Here is a 26,800-nt window from a genome sequence, read left to right on the forward strand (position 1 = left end):
CGGCCTGGACATCGACCCCTACCGCATCGTCGATGTCGAGCACAGCCACGCCGCCGCCGAAACCGCGGTGGCGCTCGCCCGCACCGGCGAGGCCGAGGCGGTGATGAAGGGCTCGCTGCACACCGACGAGCTGATGAGCGCCGTGGTCAAGAAGGAGACCGGCCTGCGCACCGGCCGGCGCCTCAGCCACGTCTTCATCATGAACGTGCCGACCTACCCGCGCGCCCTGCTGATCACCGACGCCGCGATCAACATCTACCCGACGCTGGAAGACAAGGTGCACATCGTCCAGAACGCCATCGACCTGGCCAAGGTGCTGGGCGTGGAGGTGCCGAAGGTCGCCATCCTCTCGGCGGTGGAGACGCTGAACCCGAAGATCGCCACCACGCTGGAAGCGGCGGCCTTGTGCAAGATGGCCGACCGCGGCCAGATCACCGGCGGCATCCTGGACGGCCCGCTGGCCTTCGACAACGCCATCAGCCGCGAGGCCGCCATCACCAAGGGCATCAAGTCCGAGGTGGCCGGGCAGGCCGACATCCTGCTGGTCCCCGACCTGGAGGCCGGCAACATGCTGGCCAAGCAGCTGTCCTTCCTGGCCCATGCCGATGCCGCCGGCATCGTTCTGGGCGCCCGCGTGCCGATCATCCTGACCAGCCGCGCCGACAATGTCCGCACCCGTCTGGCGTCCTGCGCCGTGGCCGTCCTGTCGGCCGCCGCCCGCCGCCGCGGTGCCGCCGCCGCGGCCGAGTGAGGAGGGCAGGGCACATGTCCAACGCGACGTCCAACGCGATCCTCGTCATCAATGCCGGCTCCTCCAGCCTGAAATTCTCGGTGTTCCGGGATCATGGCGGCGGGGATCCGGTGGTCACCATCAACGGCCAGATCTCGGGCATCGGCACCCAGCCGGTGTTCGAGGCCAAGGACGCCCAGCGCCGTCCGCTCGCCGACAAGAGTTGGGGGGCCGGAGAGGCCAGCGACCGCACGGCGCTGCTGTCCTACCTGCTCGACTGGATCGAGGAGCGGCTGGAGGGGGCGACGCTGATCGCCGCCGGCCACCGGGTGGTCCATGGCGGCGTCCGCCATGCCGCCCCGGTGCTGCTGACCCCGGCCCTGCTGGACGAGCTGGACGGTCTGGTCCCGCTTGCCCCGCTGCACCAGCCGCACAACCTCGCCGCCATCCGCGCGCTGGCCGAGGCGCATCCGGAGCTGCCGCAGGTCGCCTGCTTCGACACCGCCTTCCACCGCAACCAGCCTTGGCAGGCCCAGACCTTCGCCATCCCGCGGGAACTGACGGAGGAGGGCGTCCGCCGCTACGGCTTCCACGGCCTGTCCTACGAGTACATCGCCCGCCGCCTGCCGGAAATCGCGCCGGAACTGGGCGACTCGCGGGTGGTCGTCGCCCATCTCGGCAGCGGCGCCAGCATGTGCGCCATCCATGGCGGGCGCAGCGTCGACAGCACGATGGGCTTCACCGCGCTCGACGGCCTGCCGATGGGCACCCGCTGCGGCACCATCGATCCCGGCGTGCTGATCTATCTGATGCGCAAGGGCATGGACGCCGGCGCCATCGAGAAGATGCTGTACAACAAGTCGGGCCTGCTCGGCGTGTCGGGCATCTCCAACGACATGCGCGCCCTGCTCGACAGCAGCGACCCGCATGCGCAGGAGGCGGTGGAGCTGTTCTGCTTCCGCATCGCCAAGGAGACCGGCGCGCTGGCCGCCTCGATGGGCGGGGTGGATGCGGTGGTGTTCACCGCCGGCATCGGCGAACGCTCCGCCCCCGTTCGGGCGCGGGTCGGCGACAAGCTGGCCTGGATGGGCGTGGAGATCGACGCGGCGGCCAACGAGGCCAATGCGGCGAAGATCTCCACCCCCGGCAGCCGCCTGCCGGTCTACGTCATCCCGACCGACGAGGAACGGATGATCGCGCTGCACACGCGCAAGGTGCTGACGGGGCGGTGAGGGGTGTAGCCTCGTCGCCCCCTCCCCATCCCTCCCCCGCTTCGCGGTGGAGGGGGTAGGAGCTTTGCGGGAGTTCAGCGGCAGTTCCCTCTCCCGCGGAACGCGGGGGAGGGTTAGGGAGGGGGCATCGTTAGCCAAAACCCCCACATCCCCCTGGAGCCCACCCCCCATTCGGTGCTAGCACGCCCCCAGACACCCAGCATTGTCCGGGGAATCCGTGGTCCGCCCCTATCTGCCGTTGAACGCCCTGCGCGCCTTCGAGGCGTCGGCGCGGCATCTCAGCTTCACCCGCGCCGCCATCGAGCTGTGCGTCACCCAGGCCGCCGTCAGCCATCAGGTCAAGCTGCTGGAGGAACGGCTGGGCGCCAGCCTGTTCCACCGGCTGCCGCGCGGCCTTGCCCTGACCGACGAGGGGCGGGCGCTGCTGCCGACTCTGGAGGAAGCGTTCGACCGCATCGGCGGGCTGCTCGACCAGTTCGAGGGCGGACGGTTCCGCGAGGTGCTGACGGTCGGCGCCGTCGGCACCTTCGCCATCGGTTGGCTGCTGCCGCGGCTGACGCGCTTCCGTGAGGCGCATCCCTTCGTCGACCTGCGCCTGTCCACCAACAACAACCGCGTCGACATCGCGGCGGAGGGGCTGGACTACGCCATCCGCTTCGGCGATGGCGCTTGGCACGGCACCGACGCGGTCCGCCTGTTCGACGCGCCGCTGTCGGTGCTCTGCGCGCCGGAGATCGCCCGCCGCCTGCGCGACCCCGCCGATGTCGGCCGCGAAACCCTGTTGCGCACCTACCGGGCCGACGAATGGCCGGGCTGGTTCGCCGCCGCGGGGGTGGAGCCGTCAGCCATGCCGCCGGTCAAGGGGCCGGTCTTCGACTCCTCCTCCCTGATGGTGGAGGCGGCGATCCAGGGGGCCGGGGTGGCGCTGGCCCCGGTATCGATGTTCCGCCGGCCGCTGGCGCTCGGCCTGATCGAGCAGCCCTTCGCCGTCACCGTGTGCAAGGGCGCCTATTGGCTGACCGCGCTGAAATCACGGCCAGAGACGCCGACCATGCGCGCCTTCCGCGACTGGCTGTTCGCCATGGTCACGGAAGACACTGCGGCTTGAGAGGACAAGATGGAGACGGAGGCCGGATTCCGGCCATCGATCCTTCCCAGCTTCCCCTTCTTATTGGCTGTCGGTGCCGCCCCCGGGCAAGTAGCTGCCGACCGCCTTGACGATTGTCAGCGCTGAAGTCGCAAAATCGTCCATACCAACGGAACGGATCGCGGCGGCGACTCGCGCATTCGGTCCAGTGCCGCCATCGGTGACCGCGAACACGCTGGCATCATCTCCGCTCTTGGGCGACAGCAGCTTGCCCAGTGGTCCGGCACCAATCGAGCGGGCCAGCGCGCCGCCGTCCTGCCGGTCATCCAAACGCAACAGCGTCATGGACTCCGGCCCGATCCCGGCGGCACGATTGAACGCCATATCCAGCTTTTGACCAAAACGCGGATCCTGCCGATCGGTTATGCTCAACCCGATGAAGCCTGCGCCGGCCTCGCGGTCCTCTACGGTTGCTCCCGCTTCGCTCTCACCGGCCTCTGCCAGGGCGGATGGCGGTTTGGGCTTGTCGATTCCCCGACTTGCGGCAACGGCGTCCATCATGGCCGTTCCGGCCCGGCCAGTGGTGATTGAGATACTGTCGGATAAGCCGAAGGCGACGCGAAAAGCGTCGGCGGCCTTTCCCATATACTCGCTTGTCGCATTGGCCCAGTCCGCCATTGCCGGAACTGCACCGCCGGTGTGTCGGATCTCCTGATCGCGTTCGGCCGATAGAGCAGTCGGTTGTTCACGCCCCATTACCCGGCGCGCGGCATCGGACAGATCCACGATATCGTTAAGGGGCGGGCGTGGTGGATCCTGAGAGGCGATGGAAGAGGAAGGGCGTGTGGACGCCCCGCTGGGCTTGACTATGCCAATGGTTGCATCGAGCAGAATCTGCGACCCAACGATCTTTGTCATCTCACAGCCTTTCGGTGCATTGCTTTTATAGTATGCAAGAGAAGCTGGCGCATCAAGAAGTTGGCGCATGCTCAAGGCAATATTGATTTAATAAGTTACCTATCTAAGTGCAATGCATCCGCCATCACGCCATTCTTCCGCGACTGGCTGTTCGCCATGGTCGCGGAAGACACCCCCGACGGAGTGGTCAGGACAGCGTGACGCGGCGCGGCGCCTGCTGCCGCTCTTCCCGGCGCTGCCAGAAGCGCAGGCGCATCCGCGGCGCCACGAACCAGGCGATGGGGGCCGCCAGCACGATGCTGAGGATCACCACGGTCGGCATCAGCGTCATCGCCTGCTCGGAAAAGCTGGGGACCGCCAGAACCAGGACGGTGCCGATGCCGAAGACCACACCCTGGATCATGCCGTAGATCAGGATGGCGAGGCGTAAACGGGTGGACATGGTGCTGCTCCGCTAAAGTGGATTGGTGCAAAGACCGCTTCGCACTTCAACCAAGACGCAGCCGCAATGTTCCGAACGCCATCGGGAGAGGACCGATTCGCCCGATAGCGTTCGTATACATACAATTACTTGGCGTAAGCCGGGCCGTTGCTTACCGGTGCGCCCGCCACCACGCCATCAGCCCAGTGGTGGAGCTGTCATGCGCCCCCTCGGCCGGGCCGCTCTCCATCTCCGGCAGGATGGTGTTGGCCAACTGCTTCCCCAGTTCGACGCCCCACTGGTCGAAGCTGTTGATGTCCCAGACGATGCCCTGGACAAAGACCTTGTGCTCGTACAGCGCGATCAGGGCACCCAGCGTCGCCGGGGTCAGGCTCTGGATCATGATGGTGTTGGACGGGCGGTTGCCGGGGAAGACGCGGTGGGGGACCAGCGCCTCAACCTCATCCGCCGGCTTGCCGGCCTTGGTCATCTCCGCCCGCACCTCGTCGGCGGTCTTGCCGCGCATCAGCGCCTCGGCCTGGGCGAAGACGTTGGACAGCAGGATGCGGTGATGGGCGCCGGCCTCCGCCCCGATCGGGTTATGGGTGGTCGCCGCCGCAATGAAGTCGCAGGGGATCAGCGAGGTGCCCTGGTGGATCAGCTGGTAGAAGGCGTGCTGGCCGTTGGTGCCGGGCTCGCCGAACAGAACCGGGCCGGTCTGGTAGTCCACCGGCTCGCCGCCGCGGGTCACCGACTTGCCGTTGCTCTCCATGTCCAGCTGCTGGAGATAGGCGGGGAAGCGGTGCAGATACTGGTCGTAGGGCAGCACCGCGTAGGACGAGGCGTCCCAGAAATTGCGGTACCAGACGCCCAGCAGGCCCATCAGCACCGGCATGTTGCGCTCCAGCGGCGCGGTGCGGAAATGCTCGTCCATCGCATGGGCGCCGGCCAGCATCTCGGCGAAGCGCTCCGGCCCGATGGCGATCATGATCGGCAGGCCGATGGCCGACCACAGCGAGTAGCGGCCGCCGACCCAGTCCCAGAAGCCGAACATGTTGGCCGGGTCGATGCCGAACTTGCGCACCTCCGTCTCGTTGGTGGAGACGGCGACGAAATGCTTGGCGACATGCGCCTCGTCCTTCGCGGTTTCCAGGAACCAGCGGCGGGCGGAATGGGCGTTGGTCAGCGTCTCCTGCGTCGTGAAGGTCTTGGAAGCGATGACGAACAGCGTCGTCTCCGGATCCAGCCACTTCAGCTGTTCGGCCAGATGGGTACCGTCGACGTTGGAGACGAAATGCAGCGCGACATGGGCATGGGCGAAGGGCTTCAGCGCCTCCGTCGCCATCACCGGGCCGAGGTCGGAGCCGCCGATGCCGATGTTCACCACGTCGGTGATCGGCTGGCCGGTGTAGCCGCGCCATTCGCCGTCGCGGACGGAGGCGGCGAAGGCGTCCATCCGCTCCAGCACGGCGCGGACAGCGGGCATCACGTCGCGGCCATCCACCGTCACCGGGCGGTCGGAGCGGTTGCGCAGCGCGGTGTGCAGCACGGCGCGCTTTTCGGTCAGGTTGATCGGCTCGCCGCCGAACATGCGGGCGCGGGCACCCTCGACATCCTGCTGGCGGGCGAGGTCGAGCAGCAGGCCGACCGTGTCCCGCGTGATGCGGTTCTTCGAATAATCGAGGAACAGCCCCGCGGCCTCCATCGAGAAGGCTTTGAACCGGCCGGGATCGGCGGCGAACAGGTCACGCATGTGCGTGCCGGCCATGTCCTGGCGGTGCCGGGCGAGAGCGGCCCAAGCCGGCGTATGGGAGGGGGAACGGGTCAGCGCGGTCATGATGCTTTGGACTCCTTGACGTCAGCGGTCCTTTGACGCGGCCCATCTGCGGGGCGTGGGGAGCCTAGCACCGACAATCGGCAACGGCCACGGGCCAAAACGCGGCAGTCGGCGCGGCTTAACGGCCTATGCGTGCCGGCCAGGGGTGCAACCGAGATGGGGCGTTGGGTGTTGTGGATCGGAGGATCCGCAACAGGAGGACGCCATGTCGGACAAGCCCGTTACCCCGCCATTGGAAGAGCGCGAGGAGCAACGCGACCGCGACGACGCCGCGCGGCCGGATCAGGTCGGGATCATCCCGGGCAAGGTGCCCGGCAGCCCGGTCGACCCGAGCGATCCGCGGTTTCCGGGGAGTCAGCCGGATTTGGCGTGAGGGGAGGGGCTTCGGAGCGGGTTTGCCCCCTCCCTAACCCTCCCCCGCTTCGCGGGAGAGGGGACTGCCGACGCTTCGCGATTGAAACCATGCCGCCAAGAGTCCTGCCCCCTCTCCCGCAATGCGGGGGAGGGATGGGGAGGGGGCACCCGGAGCTGTAACGCCCCTCAACTCCCCCCGTCGACCGTCCGCGTCGGCGTCACGCCTTCCGGCTTGCCGACCAGCACGGTCAGCAGCTTGGCCGGGTCGAGCAGGCGCTGGGCGACGCGCTTGATGTCGGCCTGGGTCACGCCGTTGATGTAGCGGTCGCGCTGGTTCAGATAGTCGATGCCCAGTTTGTCCCGCTTCACCTGCAGCAGGACGCGGGCGATGGCCTGGGTCGAGCCAAGCTGCAGCGGGAAGGAGCCGGTCAGATAGGTCTTGGCGTCGGCCATTTCCTGGTCGGTCAGGCCGTCCTTCGCCATGCGCGCCCATTCCTGGCGGATGATGTCCAGCGCCTGTCCGGCCTTGGCGTTGACGGTGGAGCCGCCGGCCATCACCACGGCGGCATGATCCATCGGGATCAGGTAGCTGTAGACGCCGTAGCTCAGCCCGCGCTTCTCCCGGACCTCCTCCATCAGGCGGGAGCCGAAGCCGCCGCCGCCCAGCACATAGTTCATCACCGTGGCGGCGTACCAGTCGGGATCGTCGCGCTTCACCCCCGGCTGGCCCATCAGCATGACGGTCTGCGCCGTCGGGCGCGGCAGCAGGATGGTCTGGCCCAGCCCGGCCATCGTCACGTCGGCGATGGCCGGCGCCTCGGTCTTGGCCGGCAGCGTGCCGAACACCCGGTCCAGCGCCTTGCCGAGATCCTCCGGCGAGATGTCACCGGCGGCGGCCACCACCAATCGGTCGCGGCCGAACTGGCCCTTCACGAAGGCGCGCAGGTCGTCGGGCGTGATGGTGGGCAGAGTCTCCAGCGTGCCGCGTACCTCGCCGCCATAGGGATGGTCGGGAAAGGCGGTGGCGTAGAACTGACGGCGCGCGACATAGTTGGGGTCGGCGAGATCCCGCCGCAGGCTGGCCATGATCGAGGCCCGCATGCGGTCCAGCGCTTCGGGCGCGAAATGCGGCTCGGTCAGGGCAAGCCGGGTCAGGTCCAGCGCCTCGTCGCGATGCTCGGTCAGGGTGCGCAGCGAGCCGCTGAACCCGTCGCGCCCTGCATCGAAGCCCAGCGCGATGGCCTTGTCCTGCAGCCGCGCCTGGAAGGCCTGTGAGTCGTAGGGACCGGCCCCTTCGTCGAGCATGGTGGAGGCGAGGTTCGCCAGCCCCTCCTTGCCCTTCGGATCGGTGCCGCCGGCCCCTTCGAAGGCCCATTCGATCGCCAGAACCGGAACCTTGTGGTCTTCGACCAGCCAAGCCTCGATCCCGCCGGGGCTGACCACGCGCTTGATGTCCATGGCGTGGGCAGGGGAGAAAAGGGTCAGCGCAGTAACAAAGAATATTGCAGCAGTCAGGCGCAGATTCCCTCTCCCCCCCGGGGAGAGGGTTAGGGTGAGGGGGAACCGCGGCGAGGAGAAAGTCTTGCGCAAGCGCTTCGCCAGTCGGGAAAAGCCACGCCGTGCATCCCCCTCACCCCGACCCTCTCCCCGCTCTCGGCGGACCAAAGGTCCGCCTGCCGCGTCAGCGCAAACGAAGTTTGCGCGTGAGCGGGGGGGAGAGGGGGAAGAAAGTCGATGGAAATGGAGTACGCTCATCCTCAACTGTCCTTTCCGGTCGGGGGCAGCAGCAGGCCGGTGACGTGATTGGTCTGGCTCAGCACGGCGCGGGCGGCGGCGTTGACCTGATCGGCGGTGACGGCGTCGATGCGCACCGGCCAGCTTTCCACATCGTCCAGGCTCTGGCCGGTCGCCAGCGCGGCGCCAAGCGTCTGGGCCGGGCCGGTCAGGCTGTCGCGGGCATAGGCCGCCGCGGCCAGCATGCGCTTGCGCGCGGTTGCGACCTCTTCCTCCGTCACGCCGGACTTCAGCAGCTTGTCGATTTCCGCCCACAGCGCCGATTCGAGCTTGTCCATCGGCACGCCCGCCGCCGGGCTGGCGCCGACGCCGAGCGTGGCCATGTCCCAGGCGGTGGGGCCATAGCCGAGCCAGGCGGAGGTCGCGACCTTCTGGTCCACCACGAGGCTGCGGTAGAGGCGGGACGTGGTGCCGCCGCTCATGATCTCGGCCAGCACCTGCAGCGCATAGGCATGGCCGTTCGGATCGAGGCGGTAGGAGGGCGCGATCCAACTGCGGCGCACCGACGGCTGCCGCACTTCCTCGTCGCGCAGAACGACCTGCCTTGCGGCACTCATCGGCGGTTCGCTCACCCGCTTGCGCTCCGGCACCGGACGGGCGGGGATGGCGCCGTAATAGCGCTCGGCCAGCGGCTTCAGCTCCGCCGCGGTGACGTCGCCGGACACCACCAGGATGGCGTTGTTGGGCGTGTACCAGGTCTTGTAGAAGCTCTCCGCCATTTCCCGCGTCAGCCCGGCCATCTCCTGCGGCCAGCCGATCACCGGGGTGCCGTAGGGGTGATGGACGAACATTGTGGCGTTGATCTGCTCGCCGATGCGGTCGGCCGGCTCGTTCTCGACGCGCTGGCGCCGCTCTTCGATGATGACGTCGCGTTCGGGATAGACCACCGTGTCGGTCAGCTTCAGGTTGGCCATGCGGTCGGCCTCCATCCGCATCACCATCTCCAGCCGGTCGCGGGCGACGTTCTGGTAATAGGCGGTGTAGTCGTAGCTGGTGAAGGCGTTGTCGCGCCCGCCGTTCTTGGCGACGATGCGGCTGAACTCGCCGGGCGGGATCACCTCCGTCCCCTTGAACATCAGGTGTTCCAGAAAATGGGCGATGCCGGACTGGCCGCGCTCCTCGTCGGCGGCCCCCACCTTGTACCAGACCATGTGGGTCACGACCGGAACGCGGTGGTTGGGGACGATCACCACCTGCATGCCGTTCGACAGGGTGAAGCTCTCAGGGAAGAATACCCCCTTTTCCGCCGCATGGGCGGGCGGTGCGGCGATCGGCACCGGCATCAGGGGGGCGGCGACGGTCATCGTCAGGGCCAGGAATCCGGCCGCGGCAAGGCGGCGGGCTGGAAGGTAGGCGAGCATGAGGGCTCCCGGAGCAGGAGGTCCGAATCGAAAGAGGCGCCCTTCGCTGGGAAGGACGCCCCCGGAAACTGGTGTGATGTGGCGCCCGCGACAAGGTTCGAACCATCCGGGGGCGATCACCTCTGCTTAGAACAGGCCTTCCAGCGGCGCCTTGCGCTTGCGTTCGATCACCGGCGTGGCGGTGCCGTCCACAGACTTGCCCTGGGCCTGGGCCTCGCGCAGGCGCTGCTGCTCCTTGGCGGGGTCGACCAGCGAGTAGGGCTGCTCCTGCTTCTGCCAGAACAGCAGCGAATCGATCCAGCTCTTGTCGGCGATGATCAGCTGGGTGGTTTCCTGATCGACCTTGGTGCGGATGTTGGGGTCGATGCCGTCGCGCGCCGCGGCCTGGGCGACCAGCGACTTCTCGCCCGCGGTGGAGCCGGCCGCCGCCCTGGCGTTGCCGCGCGAGGAGCCGCCGAACACGGCGCCGGCCGCCATCTGGGTCGGCGTGCTGTCCTGCGGACGGGCGGCGCCGGGGCGCGGCCGCGGCAGGTCCTGCAGGCTGGGCGGCAGGGTCAGCGGAGCGCGGGAAACGACGGCGAACTCGTCGGGGCTCTGGCGGTCGAGACCGATGGAGCGGCGAACATCCGAGCAGCCGGCGAGCGTCAACGCCGCAAGCGCCAGCCCAAGCAGAGGAAGCCGGGTCCGGGAGAGGGAGAGGGCGGAGGAGATGCTGGTCACGTTCGGAGGATCCCGTCGTCTGTCACGTCGTAGCGACCCGGCCAGGAGGTCGAGGCCGCATGGTCAGCGCTCGCCGGCGGTTATAACGCCACCGGCGACGGAACTCTTACGACTTTTCGCGGTCCGCGAACAGTCCGTCGATCAGCAGCAGGACCACGCCGACGCTGATTCCGCTGTCGGCAACGTTGAAGGCCCAGAAATGCCAGCCGCCGAAATGGAAATCCAGGAAGTCGACCACCGCGCCGTGCAGCAGCCGGTCGGCGACGTTGCCCACCGCGCCGCCGATGATGAAGCCCAGCGCCAGCGCCGCAAGCCGGCTTTCGGCCTGCCGCATCCAGATGACGAGGCAGACGGCGATCACCGCGGCGATGGCGCTCAGGATATAGGGCATCAGCGCCCCGCCGCTGGCGAAGGTGCCGAAGCTGACGCCGTAGTTCCACACCAGCACGAGGTTGAAGAAGGACGTCACCTCGATGACATGCGGGATCGGCTGCATGACCCGTTCGAGGATCCACCATTTGCTGCCCTGGTCGAGCACGACCACCACCGCGGCGACGATCAGCCCGAACAGCCAGTAGGAACGGGATTGGTTGGCGACGAAGCTGTTCATGTGCCCAATCCTCCCTCTCCCCCCCGGGGAGAGGGTCGGGGTGAGGGGGATGCGCGGCGACGGGCGTCCGGCAGGCGGATCCCCCTCACCCTAACCCTCTCCCCGGGGGGGAGAGGGGATAGGACCGCGATTGCAGTGTACGGCTTCATGCCACCGCGTCGGAGCAGCGGACGCAGAGAGTCGGATGGTCGTGGACCGTGCCGACTTCCTCCAGGACCTTCCAGCAGCGCTCGCACTTCTCGCCTTCGGCGAGCGCCGGGGCGACGGCGATGCCGGGAACGTCGGGCAGGGTGAAGGCCCCGTCCGGCGCCGCCGCGTCCGTCACCTCGATGGCGGAGGTGATGCAGACGTCCTGGAAGTCCACGTCGGCCAGCAGGGCCTTGGTGGCGGCGTCGACATGGACGGTCGGATCGGCCTGCAGCGACGAGCCGATGGTCTTGTTTGCGCGCTCAAGCTCCAGCGCGCCGGTGACGACGCGGCGGACGTTGCGCACCGCCTCCCACTTGGCGGCGAGAGCGTCGTTGCGCCACCCCGCCGGCACCTCCGGGAAGCCGCGCAGATGCACGCTCTCGTCGGTCCAGCCCTGGCCGCTGGTCAGGCCTTCCGGCCGGGCCAGCCACGCCTCTTCCGCAGTGAAGCAGAGGATCGGGGCGAGCCAGGCGGTCAGGGTGGAGAACAGACGCTCCATCACCGTCCGCACCGACCGGCGGCGCACCGAATCGACCGCGTCGCAATAGAGGCTGTCCTTGCGGACGTCGAAGTAGAAGGCCGACAGCTCCACCGCACAGAAGTTGTGCAGGGCCACGAACAGGGCATGGAAGTCGTAGGCCTCGACCTTCTCGCGAACCAGCGCGTCGAGCTCCGACAGGCGGTGCAGGACCCAGCGCTCCAGTTCCGGCATCTCGGCGGCGTCGATCCGCTCAGCCGGGGTGTAGTCGGCGAGCGCGCCCAGCAGGTAGCGCAGCGTGTTGCGCAGGCGGCGGTACAGGTCGGCCTGGGTCTTGATGATCTCCTTGCCGATGCGGAGGTCTTCCGAATAGTCCGAGTTGATGATCCACAGGCGCAGGATGTCGGCGCCGTACTGGTCGCAGACCTCCTGCGGGGCGACCACGTTGCCCAGCGACTTGGACATCTTGCGGCCCTGCTCGTCCAGGACGAAGCCGTGGGTCAGCACCGCGTTGTAGGGCGCCCGGCCGCGCGTGCCGCAGCTTTCCAGCAGCGAGGAATGGAACCAGCCGCGATGCTGGTCGGAGCCTTCCAGGTAGAGGTCGGCCGGCCAAGCCAGCTCCTCAAGCCGCTGCTCCAGCACGAAGGCGTGGGAGGAGCCGGACTCGAACCAGACGTCGACGATGTCCCGGACCTGCTCGAACTCCTCGGCGGCATAGCCGTTGCCGAGGAAATCCTGCGGATCGCGGGCGAACCAGGCGTCGGCGCCCTCCTGCTGGAAGACGTCGGCGATGCGGGCGAACACCGCCTCGTCGCGCAGGATCTCGCCGGTCGCCTTGCGGACGAACAGGGCGATCGGCACGCCCCAGGCGCGCTGGCGGCTGATGCACCAGTCCGGACGGCTCTCGATCATCGAGCGGATGCGGTTCTCGCCCTGGGTCGGGATCCAGCGGGTGTCGGAGATCGCCTGCAGCGCCACCTTGCGCAGGTCGTTCGTCTCCATCGAGATGAACCACTGCGGCGTGGTGCGGAAGATCAGCGGAGCCTTGGAGCGCCAGCTGTGCGGGTAGCTGTGCTTGATGCGGTTGCTGGCCAGCAGCGACCCGGCTTCATCGAACGCCTCCAGCACCGCCTTGTTGGCCGGGCCGGGCTTGCCCTGGTCGGTGTAGACTGCCAGACCGGCGAACAGCGGCACATGGGCGTAATAGCGCCCATCCTCGCCCACCGTCTGCGGCACCTCGATGCCGTTGGCCTGACCCAGGCGGAAGTCGTCCTCGCCATGGCCGGGGGCGATGTGGACGAAGCCCGAACCGGCGTCGGTCGTCACGAAGTCGCCGGCCAGCAGCGGCACCTTGAAGTCGTAGCCCTTGCCGTTCAACGGGTGGCGGCAATAGGTGCCGGCAAGGCGCGAGCCGGGGAAGCGGTGCAACTGCTTCCACTCGGTGACGCCGGCCTCCTTCAGCACGCCCTCGGCCACGCCGGTGGCGAGCACCAGACGCTCGCCGACCACGGCCTTGCTGCCTTCGGCGACGGCGGTCACCTTGAAGGTCGCGTATTCGATCTCGTCGCCATAGGCGATGGCGCGGTTGGCCGGCAGGGTCCAGGGGGTGGTCGTCCAGATGACGATGCTGGCCTCGTCCACCTCCGGCGCCGACGATCCCCAGACGGGGAAGCGGGCGAAGACGGTGGTGGAGGTGTGGTCGTGGTATTCCACCTCGGCATCGGCCAGCGCGGTCTTCTCCACCACCGACCACATGACCGGCTTGGAGCCCTTGTACAGGCCGCCGTTCAGCGCGAACTTGTGGATTTCGCGGACGATCTGCGCCTCGGCCGGGAAGGTCATGGTGGCGTAGGGGTGCTTCCAGTCGCCTTCGACGCCCAGCCGGCGGAACTCGGCGGCCTGGATGCCGACCCATTCCTCGGCGAACTGGCGGCATTCGGCGCGGAACTGGATGAGCGGCACGTCATCCTTGTTCTTGCCGGCCTTGCGGTACTTCTCCTCGATCTTCCACTCGATGGGCAGGCCGTGGCAGTCCCAGCCGGGGACATAGTCGGCGTCGAAGCCCTGCATCTGGCGGAAGCGGACGATCACGTCCTTCAGGATCTTGTTGACGGCATGGCCGATGTGGATGTTGCCGTTGGCATAGGGCGGGCCGTCATGCAGCACGAACTTCTTGCGGCCCTTGGCGCCGGCGCGCAGCTTGCCGAACAGGTCCATCTCGGCCCAGCGCTTCAGCAGCTCGGGCTCTTTGGTCGGCAGGCCGCCGCGCATGGGGAAGTCGGTGCGGGGCAGGAAGACGGTCGATTTGTAATCGCGGGTCATATGGGATCCCTGGGGGAAAGCATCACCGTCGGGCGGCGGCCGGCAGGACTGGCCGTGGCGCCACCCGGAACACAGCAGGTCTCTATCCCGGCCCTCCTCAGAGAGCCGGGCCGGTAATTCGCGCGCGATGCGCCGGAGCGCACATCATCGGGATCCGCAGTGAGACGTCCATGGCGCGGGATATTAGCGGCGTGTGCGGTGCGGTCAAGGACGGCTCACGCCGGCCCGCGGCACGGCAGGGTCCGAAAAATCCGCTGGTCACCGGATGGCGGCAATTCTACGGTGTTGCCGCCGGAGCGTCCGGGGGAGGGATGGTTCCCGGCGGACGGAGCTGGCAGGCAGCACGCGCAAGGGCATCGGCGGGCATGATCGATCCACGGACAAGCGACTTCCTGGCCGAATATCTCGCTTCCGCCAACAAGGACCCGGCGGTTCTCGACCGCTTCCTCCTGCATGGGCCGGAGCGCGGCGGCCGCGGCGCCCGGCCGCGGCTGAAGATCGCCTTCTTCGATTTCTGGCCGGAGTTCAATCCGTCCGCGAACTTCTTCGTGGACATCCTGTCGAGCCGCTTCGACGTGTCGGTCGTCGACAACGACTGCGACCTCGCCATCGTGTCGGTGTTCGGCACCCGCCATCGGGAGGCGCGGACCGCCCGCGGGCTGTTCTTCACCGGGGAGAATGTTCGGCCTCCGCTCGATGGCGTCGATATGTCGGTGTCGTTCGACCGCATCGACGATCCCCGGCATTACCGTCTGCCGCTCTACGTCATGCATGCCTGGGACCATATGCGGGAGGGGGCGACGCCGCATTTCTGCCATCCGGTCCTGCCGCCGGTGCCGCCGACGCGGGAAGAGGCGGCCAAGCGGAAGTTCTGCGCCTTCCTCTACAAGAATCCCAACTGCGCCCGCCGCAACGACTTCTTCCAGATGCTCTGCGCGCGGCGCCATGTGGAATCGGTGGGCTGGCTGCTGAACAACACCGGCAGCGTGGTGAAGATGGGCTGGATGCCGAAGATCCGGGTCTTCTCCCGCTACCGCTTCGCCTTCGCCTTCGAGAATGCGTCATATCCCGGCTATCTGACGGAAAAGATCCTCGACGGTTTCCAGGCCGGCGTCGTGCCGCTCTATTGGGGGGACCCCGGCGTGCTGCGCGATGTCGCCGCCGGCAGCTTCATCGACGTGTCGCGCTATTCCTCCGACGAGGAGGCGATCGACGCCATCCTGGCGGTCGACGACGATTACGACACCTATCGCCGCTACCGCAGCACGCCGCCCTTCCTCGGCACGGAGGATTTCTACTTCGATGCCTTCCGCCTGGCCGAATGGATCGAAAGCCGCCTGTGAGCGGCGCCAATTGAATAAGCCGAAGTGACAAAGCCGCCTTGCAGCGGCGGGGGAGCGGGCGATGAAGCGGGTGCTGCTGAATTATGCCGACGGGGCCTTCACGACGGCGCAGAAATACAACGCCAGGACCGGGCTGGAGGTCGGCGGCTTCGACGAGGTGGCCATGATGGGGCGGCACCATATCGATGCCGCCTTCGCCGCCCGCAACCGGCATATCCTGGAGCAGCCACGCGGGGCCGGCTATTGGCTGTGGAAGCCCTATTTCATCGACCTGATGCTGCGCAAGCATCTGCAGGACGGGGACATCCTGTTCTACAGCGACAGCGGCGCCCATTTCGTCCACAGCGTCGACCCGGTGATCGAACTCTGCCGCCGGCGGCGCGACCTGCCGGTCCTGCTGTTCACGCTGGAGGACCATCACAGCAACCGCGTCTGGACCAAGCGCGACTGCTTCCATTTCATGGGGCAGGACCAGCCTGCCTACACCGACGCGCCGCAGATCCTCGCCAGCTTCATCGTTTGTGAGCGCGGGCCGGAAAGCATGGACTTCGTTTCGCAATGGCTGCGCTATGCCCAGGATGCCCGGCTGATCACCGATGCCCCCAACGAATGCGGCCTGCCGAACTATCCTGAGTTCCGCGACCATCGCCATGACCAAAGCATCCTCAGCCTGCTCGGCCGCCGCCACGGCGTGACCGCCATTCCCGACATCTCGCAATGGGGGGACGGCCACCGTCCCGCCGAGATTCCCCGCATCGTGGAACACACGCGCTGGCGCGACTGAGGTCGGCTATGGCAGACAAATGCCGGACCCGTCCCCGTCAACCGCCAGTACCGATCGGCAGCGCATGACCAGCTTCACCCGCGCCGTGGCGGCGGAAAACAGCGGCAACCTGGAGGAGGCGAGGGCCTGCTATCTGAAAGCGCTGGAGGCCGAGCCGCAGAATCCGGCCGCCCTGCACCGGCTGGGCGTGGTGGAGTTGAGTCTGGGCCGCCCGCGCGAGGCGGTGATCCTGTTCCAGAAGTCGCTGGCCATCGCGAAGGATCCGGAGGTCTATCTCGACTTCGGCGCCGCCATGGCCGCCATGGCGCGCTGGGATGCGGCGGCGACGGTCTATGCGGCGGCGCTGCGGGTCGCCCCTGCGTCGGTCGATGCGCATTACGGTCTGGCGCTGGCCCTGCACCGGCAGGGACGCCCGCAGGATGCCGAGCCCCATTACCGCAAGGTGCTGGCGACCCACTCCCATCTGGGGGAGGTCCACAACAACCTCGGCGTCGCCCTGCAGGATCTGGGTCGCTTCGCAGAGGCCGCCGCCGCCCATCGGGAGGCGGCGCGGCTCGCCCCCGCCGATGCTGCGTCCTGGTCGAAGCTGGGCGTGGCGCTCCACCGCATGGGCCGGGGCGCGGAGGCGGAGGCCGCCTTCCGCAAGGCGGTCGGCTTCGCGCCCCTGGATGCGGACAACTGGCACAACCTGACCGGTACGCTCGATGCCGCCGGCCGTCCGGCCGAAGCGCTCGGCGCCGGCCGTCTTGCGGTGGCGCTCGATCCGGCGAGCGCGCGGAACTGGCTGGCGCTCGGCAACGCCGCCCATACGGCGGAACGGCGGGAGGAGGCGAGGCGCGCGGCGTCGGCCGCGGTCCGGCTGGAGCCGTCCGACCCGGCGGCGCGCAACAATCTCGCCAATGCCCTGCGGGAACTCGGCCGCCCGCAGGACGCCGTGGTCCAATACCGCGCGGCGCTGGACCTGCAGCCCGACTTTCCGGTGGCGGAGATCAATCTGGCCCTGCTCCTGTCGAGCCTGCACGATGCGGACGGCGCGCTGGCGGTCCTCAAGGCCCTGCTGACCCGGCAGCCGGCGAACGGCGAGGCTTGGCGGCGGCTGGGCGGCGTGCTGGCGGAGGCCGTCCGCGCCGATGCCGCCGTCGCCGTCCTGCGCAATGCCGTCGCCCTCGACCCCGGCGGATCCGATGCCCATGCCGATCTGGCGATGGCCGCCGCCATGGCCGGCTGGAGCGCGGTGTCGGTAGACGCCTGCCGGCGGGTGCTGCGGCTGGTTCCGGACCATGCCGCGGCCTTGGGTCAGCTCGTCCGTCAGCAGAGGCTTCTGTGCGACTGGCGCGATCTGGACCGGCTGGAGGCGCAACTCCTCCGGCGGGTCCGCGAGGGGGCGGAAGGCGTGTCCCCCTTCGACGTCCTGTCCTGCGCCTCGACCCTGGCCGACCAGCAGTCGGCTGCGGCCCGCTGGGCGGCGGCCAAAGCCCGCGGCGCTGTTCCGGTGGTCCGGCCCGCCGCGGTCGCGCGCGACGGGCGCCTGCGGATCGGCTACCTGTCGGCGGATTTCCGCGAGCATGCGATGGGCCACCTGATGGTCGACGCCCTGGAGACGCATGATCGCTCCCGCTTCGCCGTCACCGCCTATTCGACCGGCATCGACGACGGCAGCGCGCTGCGCCGGCGGTTCGAGCGTGGAATCGAGCGCTTCGTCGACCTGCGCCGCCACACCGATGCCGATGCGGCGCGGGCCATCGCGGCGGACGGCATCGACATCCTGGTCGATCTGACCGGCTTCACCACCTTCTCGCGCACCTCGATCCTGGCGGCCCGTCCGGCCCCGGTGCAGGTCAACTGGCTGGGCTATCCGGGCACGCTGGGGGCCGAGTTCGTCGACTACATCGTCGCCGACCCCACGGTGGTCGCGCCGGACGAGGAGATTTTCTTCACCGAACGGGTGGTGCGGCTACCCGATTGCTACCAGCCCAACGACCGCCGGCGCGCCATCGCCGAGGCCACGCCGACCCGTGCGGAGTGCGGGCTGCCGGCCGACGGTTTCGTCTTCTGCTGCTTCAACAGCGCCTACAAGCTGACGCCCGCCCTGTTCGACGGCTGGGCGCGCATCCTGGCGGCGGTGCCCGGCAGCGTGCTGTGGCTTTATGCCGGGAACCCTCAGGTGATGGCAAACCTGCGCCGCGAGGGCGAGGCCCGCGGCATCGATCCCCATCGGCTCGTCTTCGCCAAGCCCTTGCCCCATGCCGGGCATCTGGCGCGGCACCGGCTGGCGGACCTGTTCCTCGATACGCTTCCCTACAATGCGCACACCACGGCCAGCGACGCCCTGTGGGCGGGCCTGCCGGTGCTGACACGCTGCGGGACGACCTTCGCAGGGCGTGTGGCGGCCAGCCTGCTGCGGGCGGCCGGTCTGCCCGACCTGATCGTCGACGGGCAGGAGGCCTATGAGGGTGCGGCGGTGGCGCTCGCCCGCTCGCCTGAACGGCTCCATGACATGCGGCAGCGGCTGGCGCGTAACCGGCCGGTCTGTCCGCTGTTCGACACGCCGCGCTTCACCCGGCATCTGGAGGAGGCCTACCGGGCGATGTGGGAAAATCACCGGGCCGGTGGAACGCCGCGGCCGATAACGATCTCGGCCGGCGACACCGGCGGCGCAGCATCCGCCATACAGGGAGAAGGGGAAGTCCCATGACGACTGGCGACAGCGCGGGAAAGCGGCTCCACATCGTCGTCCCCTACCGGGATCGCGAAAGCCATCTCCGGCAGTTCGTGCCGTGGGTGAGCGCCTATTTCGACCGGCTGGTCCCGCGGATCGATTATCGCGTGACCATCGTGGAGCAGGAGGCCGGGCTTCCCTTCAACCGGGGCGCCCTGAAGAATGCCGGGTTCCTGCTGGGCGAGGAGCGGACCGACTACACCTGCCTGCACGACGTCGATTACCTGCCCGTCGATGCCGATTATTCCTGGGCCGACTGCCCCACCCCCATTCTGTGGTACGGGGCGGAACAGCGGCCGGTCGCGCCGGGACGGTCGGACCGCACGGTGACGACCAACCTGGAAAGCACGATGGGCGGCGCGCTGCTGATGCCGAACGCGGTCATGCGGCAGGTGGACGGCTATTCCAACGCCTTCTGGGGCTGGGGCTACGAGGATTTCGACTTTTCGCTGCGGATCCGGGCGCGCCGAATCCCCACCGGCCGGCGCAAGGGGCGCTTCCAGCCGCTTGACCACGACAATGACGGCTTCACGCCGGATGCGGCGCCGTCCCCCATCTCCCTGGTCAACCGCCGCGTCTTTCAGGAGCTTTGGTCCACCGGCAAGATCCCGGCCGGCGACGGGCTGTCCACGCTGTCCTTCGACGTGCTGGACCGCCGCCCTTGCGACGGCGCTGTCGCGCAGGCGCAAGGACGCTGGGAAATCGTCCGAGTCCGGTTCAATCATGTCCCCAGGCCCGATCAGGCAGCGGCGGCCGCCGCGCAGGGAGCCTCATGAGACGGCTTGTCATTTTGCCGATGGCGGAATTTAAGATCGCTTCCCGGCAGGCTCGTCGCGCTTGCGGCAAGGAGATCGGTCAATTGGAAACGAGACAAACATGAACGATGCGCCGGTGAACACCTTGCTGCAGAGTTTCCTGAAGGGCGGCGCCACGCTGCTGGCAGCCGGACAGGGGGCGGCGGCCTGGTCCGCGGAATTGCGGTCCGAAGATCATGCCGTAATCGCCGAGGATGCGCCCGGCTCGATCGACGGCTGGTGTGCCCGGTTGGGCCTCCGGCATGTCGACTGGCTGGTGCTGCATCGCAACGGCGGCGCATTGGCTGCGCTGGAGAGCGCCGGGGAGATGCTGCGGCTCCGTCGCATCGATTTCGTCCAGTTCGACGGGACCGAGGCCGGCGGCGACCTGTCGGGGCTGTATGATCTGCTGCAGGGCAGCCGCTATGCGATGTTCCGGTTCGATGGCCGGACTTTGCAGCACTGCCAGCAACCACCGGCGGACGGCGCGGCTTGCACCCATCTGGCGGTGGCTCCGCGCCATTGGCAGCGGCTGTTCACCCGCGACAGGTCAATGTTCCACTATTCGGAGTTGTTTCCGCGCTATGGCATCGTCCCGCGCGGGATCGTCCATATCGGCGCACATGAGGGCGAGGAATATCCCCAGTATGTCGAAGCCGGCTGCCGCCGGGTCCTGTTCGTGGAGGCCGATCCGGACACCTATGCCCGCCTTGCCCCGCGCTTTGCCTCAAATCCGGATGTTACCTGCATCAACCGTGCGGTGTCGGACCGGGCCGGACGGCTTCCCTTTTCGCGGATGAGCGGCAGCCAATCCAGTTCTCTGCTGCCCCCGAAGGAACATCTGGACGTCTATCCCGGTATCACGCTGACCGGCACCATCGAGGTCGATGCGGCCCCGTTGCCCGACCTTCTGGCGGAATTCGGCATCGATGCCGGCGCCTACAATGTGCTGGCCATCGACACACAAGGTGCGGAGCGGATGATCCTGGCCGGCTGCGGTCCGCTGCTGGGGCGCTTCGACGCCGTGTCGGTCGAGGTGAATTACGCGGAACTTTACGAGGGCTGCGGACGGATCGCCGACATCGACGACCTGCTGTTCCCGCACGGCTACCAGCGGGTGGAGGAGGTCAGCCCCTTTCATCACAGTTGGGGCGACGCCTTTTACGTTCGCCGCGGCTGACGGAACAGTCTCGGGGGCGGCGCGGTGGCCGCCCCCGGCAACGATCACATGCTCGACTTGCCGCCGTGGGCCGACGACCAGCCGACCGGGTCGTTCAGGAACTTCTCGACCTCCGACAGGGTGTTCTCGTCGAAATAGCGGTTGTCGCGGGCGACCTTCAGCACGTCCCACCAGGTGCACAGCGCGTGCAGACGCACGCCGATGGCATCCATGTTGACCTTCGACTGCGGGAAGATGCCGTAGTGGAAGATCACGAAGGTATCGGTCACCTGAGCGCCGCCGTTGCGCAGCGCGGTGACGAAGTTCTCCTTGCTCTTGCCGTCGGTCGCCAGATCCTCGACCAGCAGGACGCGCTGCCCTTCGGTCAGCAGGCCTTCGATCTGGGCGTTGCGGCCGAAGCCCTTGGGCTTCTTGCGCACATACTGCATCGGCAGTTCCAGACGGTCGGCGATCCAGGCGGCGAAGGGAATGCCGGCGGTCTCGCCGCCGGCCACCGCGTCGATGGCCTCATAGCCGATCTCGCGCTCGATCGTGGCGACCGCGAAGTCCATCAGCGCCTTGCGGGCGCGTGGGAAGGACACGATGCGGCGGCAATCGGTGTAGACCGGGCTGGCCCAGCCCGAGGTGAAGATGAAGGGCGTCTCGGCGTTGAAATGCAGCGCCTTGATCTCCAGCAGGATCTTGGCCGCGGTGGCGGCGATGGTGGCCTGATCGGGCAGGGTCGACATGACGGAAGACTCCGGAAAACGGGATGGCTCGCGCGGTGCCCCCTGTGTAGCGGCGTGATCGCGGAATCGCAACGGCGGGGGGAGTTGCGGACCTGCCGGACGAGGGATTCTGACCGGGGATTCAGGCCGGGGATTCAGACCGGGATGTCGCCGAACACCCGGCCCGCCGGGTCCGCCGGAGTGCCGGCGGCGGCGCTGCCCTTCAGCCAGCGTGCGAACTGGCGGTCGGCGGTGTTGATGTGCAGCATCAGCCATTGCGGCAGGAATTCCGCCAGGCTGTTGCGAACCTCCTCGTCCGCCACCTCGCCGGAAGCGAAGGCATGGACGCGGTCCCAGGCGAGCTGGTGCTGGGCGAGGTGGTCGTCGAGGAAGGGATAGCCCGCGTCCTCCATCACCTGCTGTTCGTCGGCGAAATGCGACTCGGTGTAGGCGACGGCGGCGGCGAGGGTCCTGCGCATCTCCTCGGCCGGATGGCCTTCGGTGACGGCGCGCTCGAATGCCTGGACCAGGGCGATCCACTCGCGATGCTGCTCGTCGATCGATGCGATGCCCAGGACCAGGTCGTCGCTCCACACGAGGCGGCCGTAATCGACGGTGCCGGCGCTCTCGCTGTCGCTCATGTCGGCACTCTCGCTGTCGCTCATGGAGTTGTCGATCATGGCGGGACCCGTGCTGGTCGGAGGTGCATCCGGGGGATGGCGCGCGCAGGACGTGCGGCAGCCGGAATCTCCTAGATTTCCCGGCCGCCGGCCGCAAGCATCGGCGATGCTACCTATTGCCGCGTCCCTGCTTTATGCCCACGGTTCGTCTGACTGAACTCAGACGGCGCCGCGGACGCTGCCCAGGAAGCGGTCCACCTGACTGCGCAGCAACTCCGCCTGCTTCGACAGCTCGCCGGAGGAGGAAAGCAGGCGCGAGGCCCCGCTTCCGGTCTCCGACGCCGCCTGCAGGACGCCGCCGATGGACGAGGACACCTCGTTGGTGCCGGCCGCCGCCTGCTGGACGTTGCGGGCGATCTCCATGGTTGCGGCGTTCTGGCCGTCGACCGCCTGGGCGATGGTGCCGACGATGTCGTTCACCTCGCCGATCGTCGCGGCGATGCTCTGGATCGCCTGCACGGCGTCGGCGGTCGCCGTCTGGATTTCCTGGATCTGCTGCGAGATGTCGCCGGTCGCCTTGGCGGTCTGGTTGGCGAGGCTCTTCACCTCGCTCGCCACCACGGCGAAGCCCTTGCCCGCTTCGCCGGCGCGGGCGGCCTCGATGGTGGCGTTCAGCGCCAGCAGGTTGGTCTGTCCGGCGATGGAACTGATCAGGTTCACCACGTCGCCGATCTGGTTCGCCTTGGCGGACAGGCCGTCGACGATGCGGTTGGTGCCGTCCGCCTGGTCGGCCGCGTGCCTGGCCTTGCGGCTGCTCTCGCCGATCTGCCGTCCGATCTCGGCAATGGAGGCCGCCAGTTCCTCTGCGGCGGCGGCGACGGTCTGGACATTGACCGATGCCTGTTCGGACGCGGCGGCGACGGTGGTCGCCTGGGTCTCGGTATGGTCGGCGGTGGTCGCCAGCGACCGCGCCAGCGTCCGCACCTCGGTCGAGGAGGTGGAAACGCTGTCGACCACGCCCTTCACCTCGCTCTCGAACCGATCGGCCAGCGCCGCCATCTCGGCCCGCTTGCGCTCCTCGGCGGCGTGCTCGGCCTCGGCCTGGCGGCGGCGGAAGGCGTCGGCCTCCACCGCATTGGCCTTGAACACCTCGACGGCACCGGTGATCAGTCCGATCTCGTCCCGGGACTCGGAGGTCGGCACGGCCACGGTCAGGTCGCCCTTCGCCAGCGTCAGCATCGCGTCGGTCAGCCGGCGCAGCGGGCGCAGGGCGGCCACCGTCCACAGCCCGAAACCGGCGGCCAGCAGCAGGGCGGCGCCGCAGAGAGACAGCATCAGCGTCTGGAAGCCGCTGGCGACCTCGCGCGTGCGGGCGGCGATCTGCTGGTTCTTGTGTTCCTGCAGGTCGATGAAGGCGTTGATGCGCTTCAGCCATTCGTTGAAGGCCGGGCGGGCGTCCTGCATCAGCGCCTTCTGCGCGCCGGCCATGTCGTTGGCCTTGCGGGCGGCGACGACCGCTTTGAGCGCCGGCAGGGTCTTCGCCTCGATTTCCTTGATGCCGGCAAGCAGGGACCGTTCTTCCGGCTCGATGTCGGCCATGCTCGCGAACATGGCGTCGAGAGGCTTGGCGGATTGCTCGTAGAAGGCGGCAAGCCGGTCGATGTCGGCGAGTGCCGCGGACAGGGTCGTCGGTTCGGTGGCCAGCACCACGTCGCGCAACGCGATGGCGCGGTCATGCACGCTGCCGCGGAAGTTGATGGCGTAGCGCTGCTTGACGCTGTTCACCTCGTTGATCCGGGTGAGGTCGGAGTCGATCTTCCGCACCTCGCGGATGCCGATGACGGTCAGGCTCATCAGGAGAAGAAGCACCACGCCGAAGCCGAGGAACAGCCGCGTGCGGATGGTGGCGTGCCGGGAAAGGAACATGGCGGCGCATCCCGTCGAATATGGCCCGATGGGCAAGGAGCTTACCTTACCCCGAAAGAGATTACACTTTCGGTAGGCAGGAGATGTGGCGCGGAGCGCGCTTGGCAAGCCTGCGGCCGACAGATTGCCGGCAGGGGGCGGGTTGCGGATCGGTGCGGGGGCCGCAATATGCGGCGGGCCAGCAACCGTTCGGGAGTTTCCGTCTTGGATCCGTCGATGCCGCCCTCATCCTTGCCCGCCCGGCCGCCGCGACGGCTCCGTTCCCCATCCGCCGGTCTGGTTCTGGCGCTGCTGCCCGCCCTTCTGGCGCCGCTCGCTCCCGCTTCCGCCCCCGCTCAGGACAAGGCGCAGGACAGAACGGAAGCGGCGGATGCCGCCAAGCCGGGTGATCGGGCGGAGGACCGCAAGCCCGCGGATCACAAGCCCGGGGATGGCAAGACGAACGATCTCCAAGGCTTCGATCCGCAGCGCAGCGTGACCCGTCACGGCCTGCCGCTCCCGGGAGGGGCGCTGGCCTACAGTGCGACGGCGGAGTTCCTGCCGCTGCGCGACGGCGCCAGGGAGGAACTGGCTGCCCGCATCTTCACGGTGTCCTACACCGCCGATCCGAAAAGCCCGGCCGATGGGCCGCGGCCGGTCACCTTCGTGTTCAACGGCGGGCCGGGCGCCGCGTCGGCCTACATGCACCTGGGCGCGGCGGGACCCAAGGTGGTCGCCTTCGGGCCCGACGGCACCCTGCCGCCGCCGCCCGCCGCGCTCGTCGACAATCCCGACAGCTGGTTGGCCTTCACCGATCTGGTCTTCGTCGATCCGGTCGGGACGGGCTTCAGCCGGGCCGTGAAGCCCGACGAGACGGAGAAGCGCTTCTGGTCGGTGGATGGCGATGCGCGGGCGATGGCCGAGATCGTCCGGCTGTGGCTGACCCGGCAGGGACGCTGGTCGTCCCCCACCTTCCTGGCCGGGGAGAGCTATGGCGGTTTCCGCATCGCCAAGATGGCCGACGAACTGATCGATCAGGTCGGGCTTGCGGTGAACGGGCTGATCCTGGTCTCGCCCGTCGTCGATTTCGCCGCCATCGACGAGGACGGCATCCTCGGCCCGGCCTGGAAACTGCCGCCCATGGCCGCCGCCGCCGCGCTGGGGCGCAGGCCGGGTACGCCGGAGCAGGCGGCCGAAGCGGCGGAGCGTTTCGCGCTCGGTCCCTATCTCGCCGGGCTGGCAGGGCTGGACTATGGCCGGCTCGATGCGGGGCAGGACGTCTTCGCCGAGGTGGCGCGCATCACCGGCCTGCCGGTGGAGATCGTGCGGCGCCAGCGCGGGCGCGTGCCGATGGGCGTCTTCACGCGTGAGCTTCTGCGCGACCAGGGGCGCATCCTCAGCATCTATGACGGCACCTTCACTGCGGCCGATCCCGATCCGGGAGCGGCCCGCATTCCGTTCGATCCCTTCCTGAAGGGGACGGTGCCGACCTACACGACGGCCTTCGCCGCCTACGCCCATGACGCTCTGGGGGTGCGGACCGACGCGCCCTACCGGCTGCTGAGCGACCGGGTCAACCGGAACTGGGAATGGCCGCGGATGTCGGTGCCGAGCGCCGTCGACGCGCTGCAGACGGCGCTGACCCTGCAGCCGGCGCTGCGGGTGCTGATCGTCCATGGCCGTACCGACCTGATCACCCCCTACATGGCCTCGCGCTGGGTGGCGTCCAGGCTGGAGTTGCCGGCGGGCGAGCGCGACCGGGTGGCGGTGACGGTGCATCCGGGCGGGCACATGATGTACACGCGCGCGGAGGGCCGCGCCGCGCTTGCCGCCGATGCCCGCGCCCTGGTCGAGGAATCCCTGCGCAGGCGCTGACGAGTCGTTTTGGAATGGCCGGAGAGGGCGAATCGAAAAGGGGCGCCCCGGCGGGGGCGCCCCTTTTCGTGTGTCCGTCCCTGGTCCGGCTTAGAACAGGCGCAGGATCGACTGCTGCGACTGGTTGGCCAGCGAGAGGGCGATGGTGCCGAGCTGCTGACGGGTCTGCAGCATCAGCAGGCTGGCGCCTTCCTCGTTCTGGTCGGCCAGCGTCAACTTGCTGGCGCCTTCCGTCAGCACGTCGCTGAACTCCTTGGTGAAGCTCTCGCGGGTCGTGATGATGTTCAGGTTGGTCGACAGCGACTGCGACGCGGAGCGGATCGTCGCCTTGGCGTTGTCCAGGCCGGCAACCGCCTTGTCGATGTCGGCGCGGTCCATCCAGTCGTTCTGCGCGCCATCCATCCGCAGGCCCTGGCCGCTGGTCGACAGGTTCACCGCGTTCACGGTGATCGAGTTGGTGTTGCGCTCGTTCAGCTGGACCGTGATGTCGTTCGACGTGGTGGCATCGGAGATCTGCTTGGTGACGATGTTGGCCGAGCAGTTGGCCGACGCCGCCTGCTGGATGGTCGTGGCATCGATGCCCAGCCGCACCGTGCCGGTGTCGAAGGTGAAGGACTGCTCGCCGCCGGTCAGCTTGCCGTCGCCGCGGTCGCTCATGCCATCGCGGGTGACCTGGGCGCCGTTGGAGTTGGTCACCTGGATCTGCAGGTCGACCTTCTTCTCGATGGTCGAGATGCCGTTGCCCTGGTTGTTCGACGCTTCCAGCAGCTTGCGGTCGACGGTGAAGGTCACCACCGTGCCCGACGCGAAGCTTTCCGAG

The 26,800-nt window shown here is 68.2% G+C and carries 22 protein-coding genes; 10 read left to right on the forward strand and 12 right to left on the reverse strand.

All coding sequences use genetic code 11. The features are described from left to right. The 3 genes from VD964_RS15615 to VD964_RS15625 form a co-directional block, all read left to right on the forward strand. On the forward strand, window positions 1-751 hold a 751-nt coding region (locus VD964_RS15615; protein ID WP_324869462.1), incomplete at its 5' end, for a bifunctional enoyl-CoA hydratase/phosphate acetyltransferase. A 14-nt stretch (window positions 752-765) separates the two neighbouring features. After that, the gene (locus VD964_RS15620; protein ID WP_324869463.1) at window positions 766-1,962 is read left to right on the forward strand and encodes an acetate/propionate family kinase; all 1,197 of its coding nucleotides are present in this window, start codon (window positions 766-768) and stop codon (window positions 1,960-1,962) included. 202 nt (window positions 1,963-2,164) lie between these two features. Continuing rightward, window positions 2,165-3,070 carry a LysR family transcriptional regulator gene (locus VD964_RS15625; protein WP_324869464.1) on the forward strand — a complete coding sequence of 302 codons (906 nt, stop codon included), beginning with the start codon at window positions 2,165-2,167 and terminating at the stop codon, window positions 3,068-3,070. Window positions 3,071-3,130: 60 nt separating this feature from the next. Here the strand turns inward: VD964_RS15625 and VD964_RS15630 are convergent, their stop codons facing one another. The 3 genes from VD964_RS15630 to pgi all read right to left on the reverse strand — a co-directional run bounded on the left by VD964_RS15630 (window position 3,131) and on the right by pgi (window position 6,225). Continuing rightward, window positions 3,131-3,967, reverse strand: coding sequence for a hypothetical protein (locus tag VD964_RS15630; protein WP_324869465.1), 837 nt, complete (start codon window positions 3,965-3,967; stop codon window positions 3,131-3,133). A gap of 187 nt (window positions 3,968-4,154) precedes the next feature. After that, window positions 4,155-4,409: a hypothetical protein gene (locus VD964_RS15635; protein ID WP_085088340.1), complete on the reverse strand. Its 255-nt coding sequence runs from the start codon at window positions 4,407-4,409 to the stop codon at window positions 4,155-4,157. Between the two features lie 151 nt (window positions 4,410-4,560). Further along, window positions 4,561-6,225 carry a glucose-6-phosphate isomerase gene (pgi, locus tag VD964_RS15640; protein ID WP_324869466.1) on the reverse strand — a complete coding sequence of 555 codons (1,665 nt, stop codon included), beginning with the start codon at window positions 6,223-6,225 and terminating at the stop codon, window positions 4,561-4,563. A 205-nt stretch (window positions 6,226-6,430) separates the two neighbouring features. On the opposite strand from pgi, the gene VD964_RS15645 reads away from it, so the two are divergent. Then, window positions 6,431-6,598: a hypothetical protein gene (locus VD964_RS15645; protein WP_310114708.1), complete on the forward strand. Its 168-nt coding sequence runs from the start codon at window positions 6,431-6,433 to the stop codon at window positions 6,596-6,598. A gap of 167 nt (window positions 6,599-6,765) precedes the next feature. Here the strand turns inward: VD964_RS15645 and VD964_RS15650 are convergent, their stop codons facing one another. The 5 genes from VD964_RS15650 to ileS all read right to left on the reverse strand — a co-directional run bounded on the left by VD964_RS15650 (window position 6,766) and on the right by ileS (window position 14,053). Next, window positions 6,766-8,037 (reverse strand): pitrilysin family protein, encoded by a 1,272-nt coding sequence (locus VD964_RS15650; RefSeq protein ID WP_324869467.1) that lies wholly within the window; start codon window positions 8,035-8,037, stop codon window positions 6,766-6,768. A 299-nt stretch (window positions 8,038-8,336) separates the two neighbouring features. Continuing rightward, window positions 8,337-9,734 carry a pitrilysin family protein gene (locus VD964_RS15655; protein ID WP_324869468.1) on the reverse strand — a complete coding sequence of 466 codons (1,398 nt, stop codon included), beginning with the start codon at window positions 9,732-9,734 and terminating at the stop codon, window positions 8,337-8,339. A gap of 126 nt (window positions 9,735-9,860) precedes the next feature. Next, window positions 9,861-10,454 (reverse strand): DUF3035 domain-containing protein, encoded by a 594-nt coding sequence (locus VD964_RS15660; protein WP_310114703.1) that lies wholly within the window; start codon window positions 10,452-10,454, stop codon window positions 9,861-9,863. Between the two features lie 106 nt (window positions 10,455-10,560). Next, complete coding sequence (gene lspA, locus VD964_RS15665) at window positions 10,561-11,064, reverse strand: signal peptidase II (protein ID WP_324869469.1); 504 nt, start codon at window positions 11,062-11,064, stop codon at window positions 10,561-10,563. A 145-nt stretch (window positions 11,065-11,209) separates the two neighbouring features. After that, window positions 11,210-14,053 carry an isoleucine--tRNA ligase gene (ileS, locus tag VD964_RS15670; RefSeq protein ID WP_324869470.1) on the reverse strand — a complete coding sequence of 948 codons (2,844 nt, stop codon included), beginning with the start codon at window positions 14,051-14,053 and terminating at the stop codon, window positions 11,210-11,212. Window positions 14,054-14,418: 365 nt separating this feature from the next. On the opposite strand from ileS, the gene VD964_RS15675 reads away from it, so the two are divergent. The 5 genes from VD964_RS15675 to VD964_RS15695 all read left to right on the forward strand — a co-directional run bounded on the left by VD964_RS15675 (window position 14,419) and on the right by VD964_RS15695 (window position 20,873). Continuing rightward, window positions 14,419-15,396, forward strand: a complete 978-nt coding sequence (locus VD964_RS15675) for a glycosyltransferase family 10 domain-containing protein (RefSeq protein ID WP_324869471.1) — start codon at window positions 14,419-14,421, stop codon at window positions 15,394-15,396. Window positions 15,397-15,457: 61 nt separating this feature from the next. After that, the gene (locus VD964_RS15680; protein WP_324869472.1) at window positions 15,458-16,180 is read left to right on the forward strand and encodes a hypothetical protein; all 723 of its coding nucleotides are present in this window, start codon (window positions 15,458-15,460) and stop codon (window positions 16,178-16,180) included. A 64-nt stretch (window positions 16,181-16,244) separates the two neighbouring features. Beyond that, window positions 16,245-18,875, forward strand: a complete 2,631-nt coding sequence (locus tag VD964_RS15685) for a tetratricopeptide repeat protein (RefSeq protein ID WP_324869473.1) — start codon at window positions 16,245-16,247, stop codon at window positions 18,873-18,875. Beyond that, a complete protein-coding gene (locus VD964_RS15690; protein ID WP_324869474.1) occupies window positions 18,872-19,675 on the forward strand; it encodes a galactosyltransferase-related protein in 804 nt (267 codons plus the stop codon). The genes VD964_RS15685 and VD964_RS15690 overlap by 4 nt, the downstream gene beginning before the upstream one ends. A gap of 100 nt (window positions 19,676-19,775) precedes the next feature. Continuing rightward, window positions 19,776-20,873, forward strand: coding sequence for an FkbM family methyltransferase (locus VD964_RS15695; protein WP_324869475.1), 1,098 nt, complete (start codon window positions 19,776-19,778; stop codon window positions 20,871-20,873). Between the two features lie 44 nt (window positions 20,874-20,917). Here VD964_RS15695 and VD964_RS15700 read toward each other — a convergent pair whose 3' ends face one another. From VD964_RS15700 to VD964_RS15710, 3 genes are all read right to left on the reverse strand, one after another. Next, window positions 20,918-21,601: an orotate phosphoribosyltransferase gene (locus tag VD964_RS15700; RefSeq protein ID WP_014247028.1), complete on the reverse strand. Its 684-nt coding sequence runs from the start codon at window positions 21,599-21,601 to the stop codon at window positions 20,918-20,920. 134 nt (window positions 21,602-21,735) lie between these two features. Next, window positions 21,736-22,260: a hemerythrin family protein gene (locus VD964_RS15705; protein WP_324869476.1), complete on the reverse strand. Its 525-nt coding sequence runs from the start codon at window positions 22,258-22,260 to the stop codon at window positions 21,736-21,738. A 159-nt stretch (window positions 22,261-22,419) separates the two neighbouring features. Then, entirely contained in the window at window positions 22,420-24,126 is a 1,707-nt protein-coding gene (locus tag VD964_RS15710; protein ID WP_324869477.1) for a methyl-accepting chemotaxis protein, read from the reverse strand. Between the two features lie 216 nt (window positions 24,127-24,342). On the opposite strand from VD964_RS15710, the gene VD964_RS15715 reads away from it, so the two are divergent. After that, window positions 24,343-25,980: a S10 family peptidase gene (locus tag VD964_RS15715; RefSeq protein ID WP_324869478.1), complete on the forward strand. Its 1,638-nt coding sequence runs from the start codon at window positions 24,343-24,345 to the stop codon at window positions 25,978-25,980. A 90-nt stretch (window positions 25,981-26,070) separates the two neighbouring features. Here VD964_RS15715 and VD964_RS15720 read toward each other — a convergent pair. Beyond that, on the reverse strand, window positions 26,071-26,800 hold a 730-nt coding region (locus VD964_RS15720; RefSeq protein WP_324869479.1), incomplete at its 5' end, for a flagellin.

The organism is Azospirillum sp., assembly GCF_035628975.1.
Taxonomy (GTDB): domain Bacteria; phylum Pseudomonadota; class Alphaproteobacteria; order Azospirillales; family Azospirillaceae; genus Azospirillum.

Coding starts and splice junctions, on each gene's coding strand:
- VD964_RS15655 (WP_324869468.1), bottom strand. CDS start 9,734: ATGCTCGCCTACCTTCCAGCCCGCCGCCTTGCCGCGGCCGGATTCCTG.
- VD964_RS15690 (WP_324869474.1), top strand. CDS start 18,872: ATGACGACTGGCGACAGCGCGGGAAAGCGGCTCCACATCGTCGTCCCC.
- VD964_RS15710 (WP_324869477.1), bottom strand. CDS start 24,126: ATGTTCCTTTCCCGGCACGCCACCATCCGCACGCGGCTGTTCCTCGGC.
- VD964_RS15695 (WP_324869475.1), top strand. CDS start 19,776: ATGAACGATGCGCCGGTGAACACCTTGCTGCAGAGTTTCCTGAAGGGC.
- VD964_RS15715 (WP_324869478.1), top strand. CDS start 24,343: ATGCCGCCCTCATCCTTGCCCGCCCGGCCGCCGCGACGGCTCCGTTCC.
- VD964_RS15685 (WP_324869473.1), top strand. CDS start 16,245: ATGACCAGCTTCACCCGCGCCGTGGCGGCGGAAAACAGCGGCAACCTG.
- VD964_RS15680 (WP_324869472.1), top strand. CDS start 15,458: ATGAAGCGGGTGCTGCTGAATTATGCCGACGGGGCCTTCACGACGGCG.
- VD964_RS15700 (WP_014247028.1), bottom strand. CDS start 21,601: ATGTCGACCCTGCCCGATCAGGCCACCATCGCCGCCACCGCGGCCAAG.
- pgi (WP_324869466.1), bottom strand. CDS start 6,225: ATGACCGCGCTGACCCGTTCCCCCTCCCATACGCCGGCTTGGGCCGCT.
- VD964_RS15675 (WP_324869471.1), top strand. CDS start 14,419: ATGATCGATCCACGGACAAGCGACTTCCTGGCCGAATATCTCGCTTCC.
- VD964_RS15630 (WP_324869465.1), bottom strand. CDS start 3,967: ATGACAAAGATCGTTGGGTCGCAGATTCTGCTCGATGCAACCATTGGC.
- VD964_RS15650 (WP_324869467.1), bottom strand. CDS start 8,037: ATGGACATCAAGCGCGTGGTCAGCCCCGGCGGGATCGAGGCTTGGCTG.
- VD964_RS15645 (WP_310114708.1), top strand. CDS start 6,431: ATGTCGGACAAGCCCGTTACCCCGCCATTGGAAGAGCGCGAGGAGCAA.
- lspA (WP_324869469.1), bottom strand. CDS start 11,064: ATGAACAGCTTCGTCGCCAACCAATCCCGTTCCTACTGGCTGTTCGGG.
- ileS (WP_324869470.1), bottom strand. CDS start 14,053: ATGACCCGCGATTACAAATCGACCGTCTTCCTGCCCCGCACCGACTTC.
- VD964_RS15620 (WP_324869463.1), top strand. CDS start 766: ATGTCCAACGCGACGTCCAACGCGATCCTCGTCATCAATGCCGGCTCC.
- VD964_RS15705 (WP_324869476.1), bottom strand. CDS start 22,260: ATGATCGACAACTCCATGAGCGACAGCGAGAGTGCCGACATGAGCGAC.
- VD964_RS15635 (WP_085088340.1), bottom strand. CDS start 4,409: ATGTCCACCCGTTTACGCCTCGCCATCCTGATCTACGGCATGATCCAG.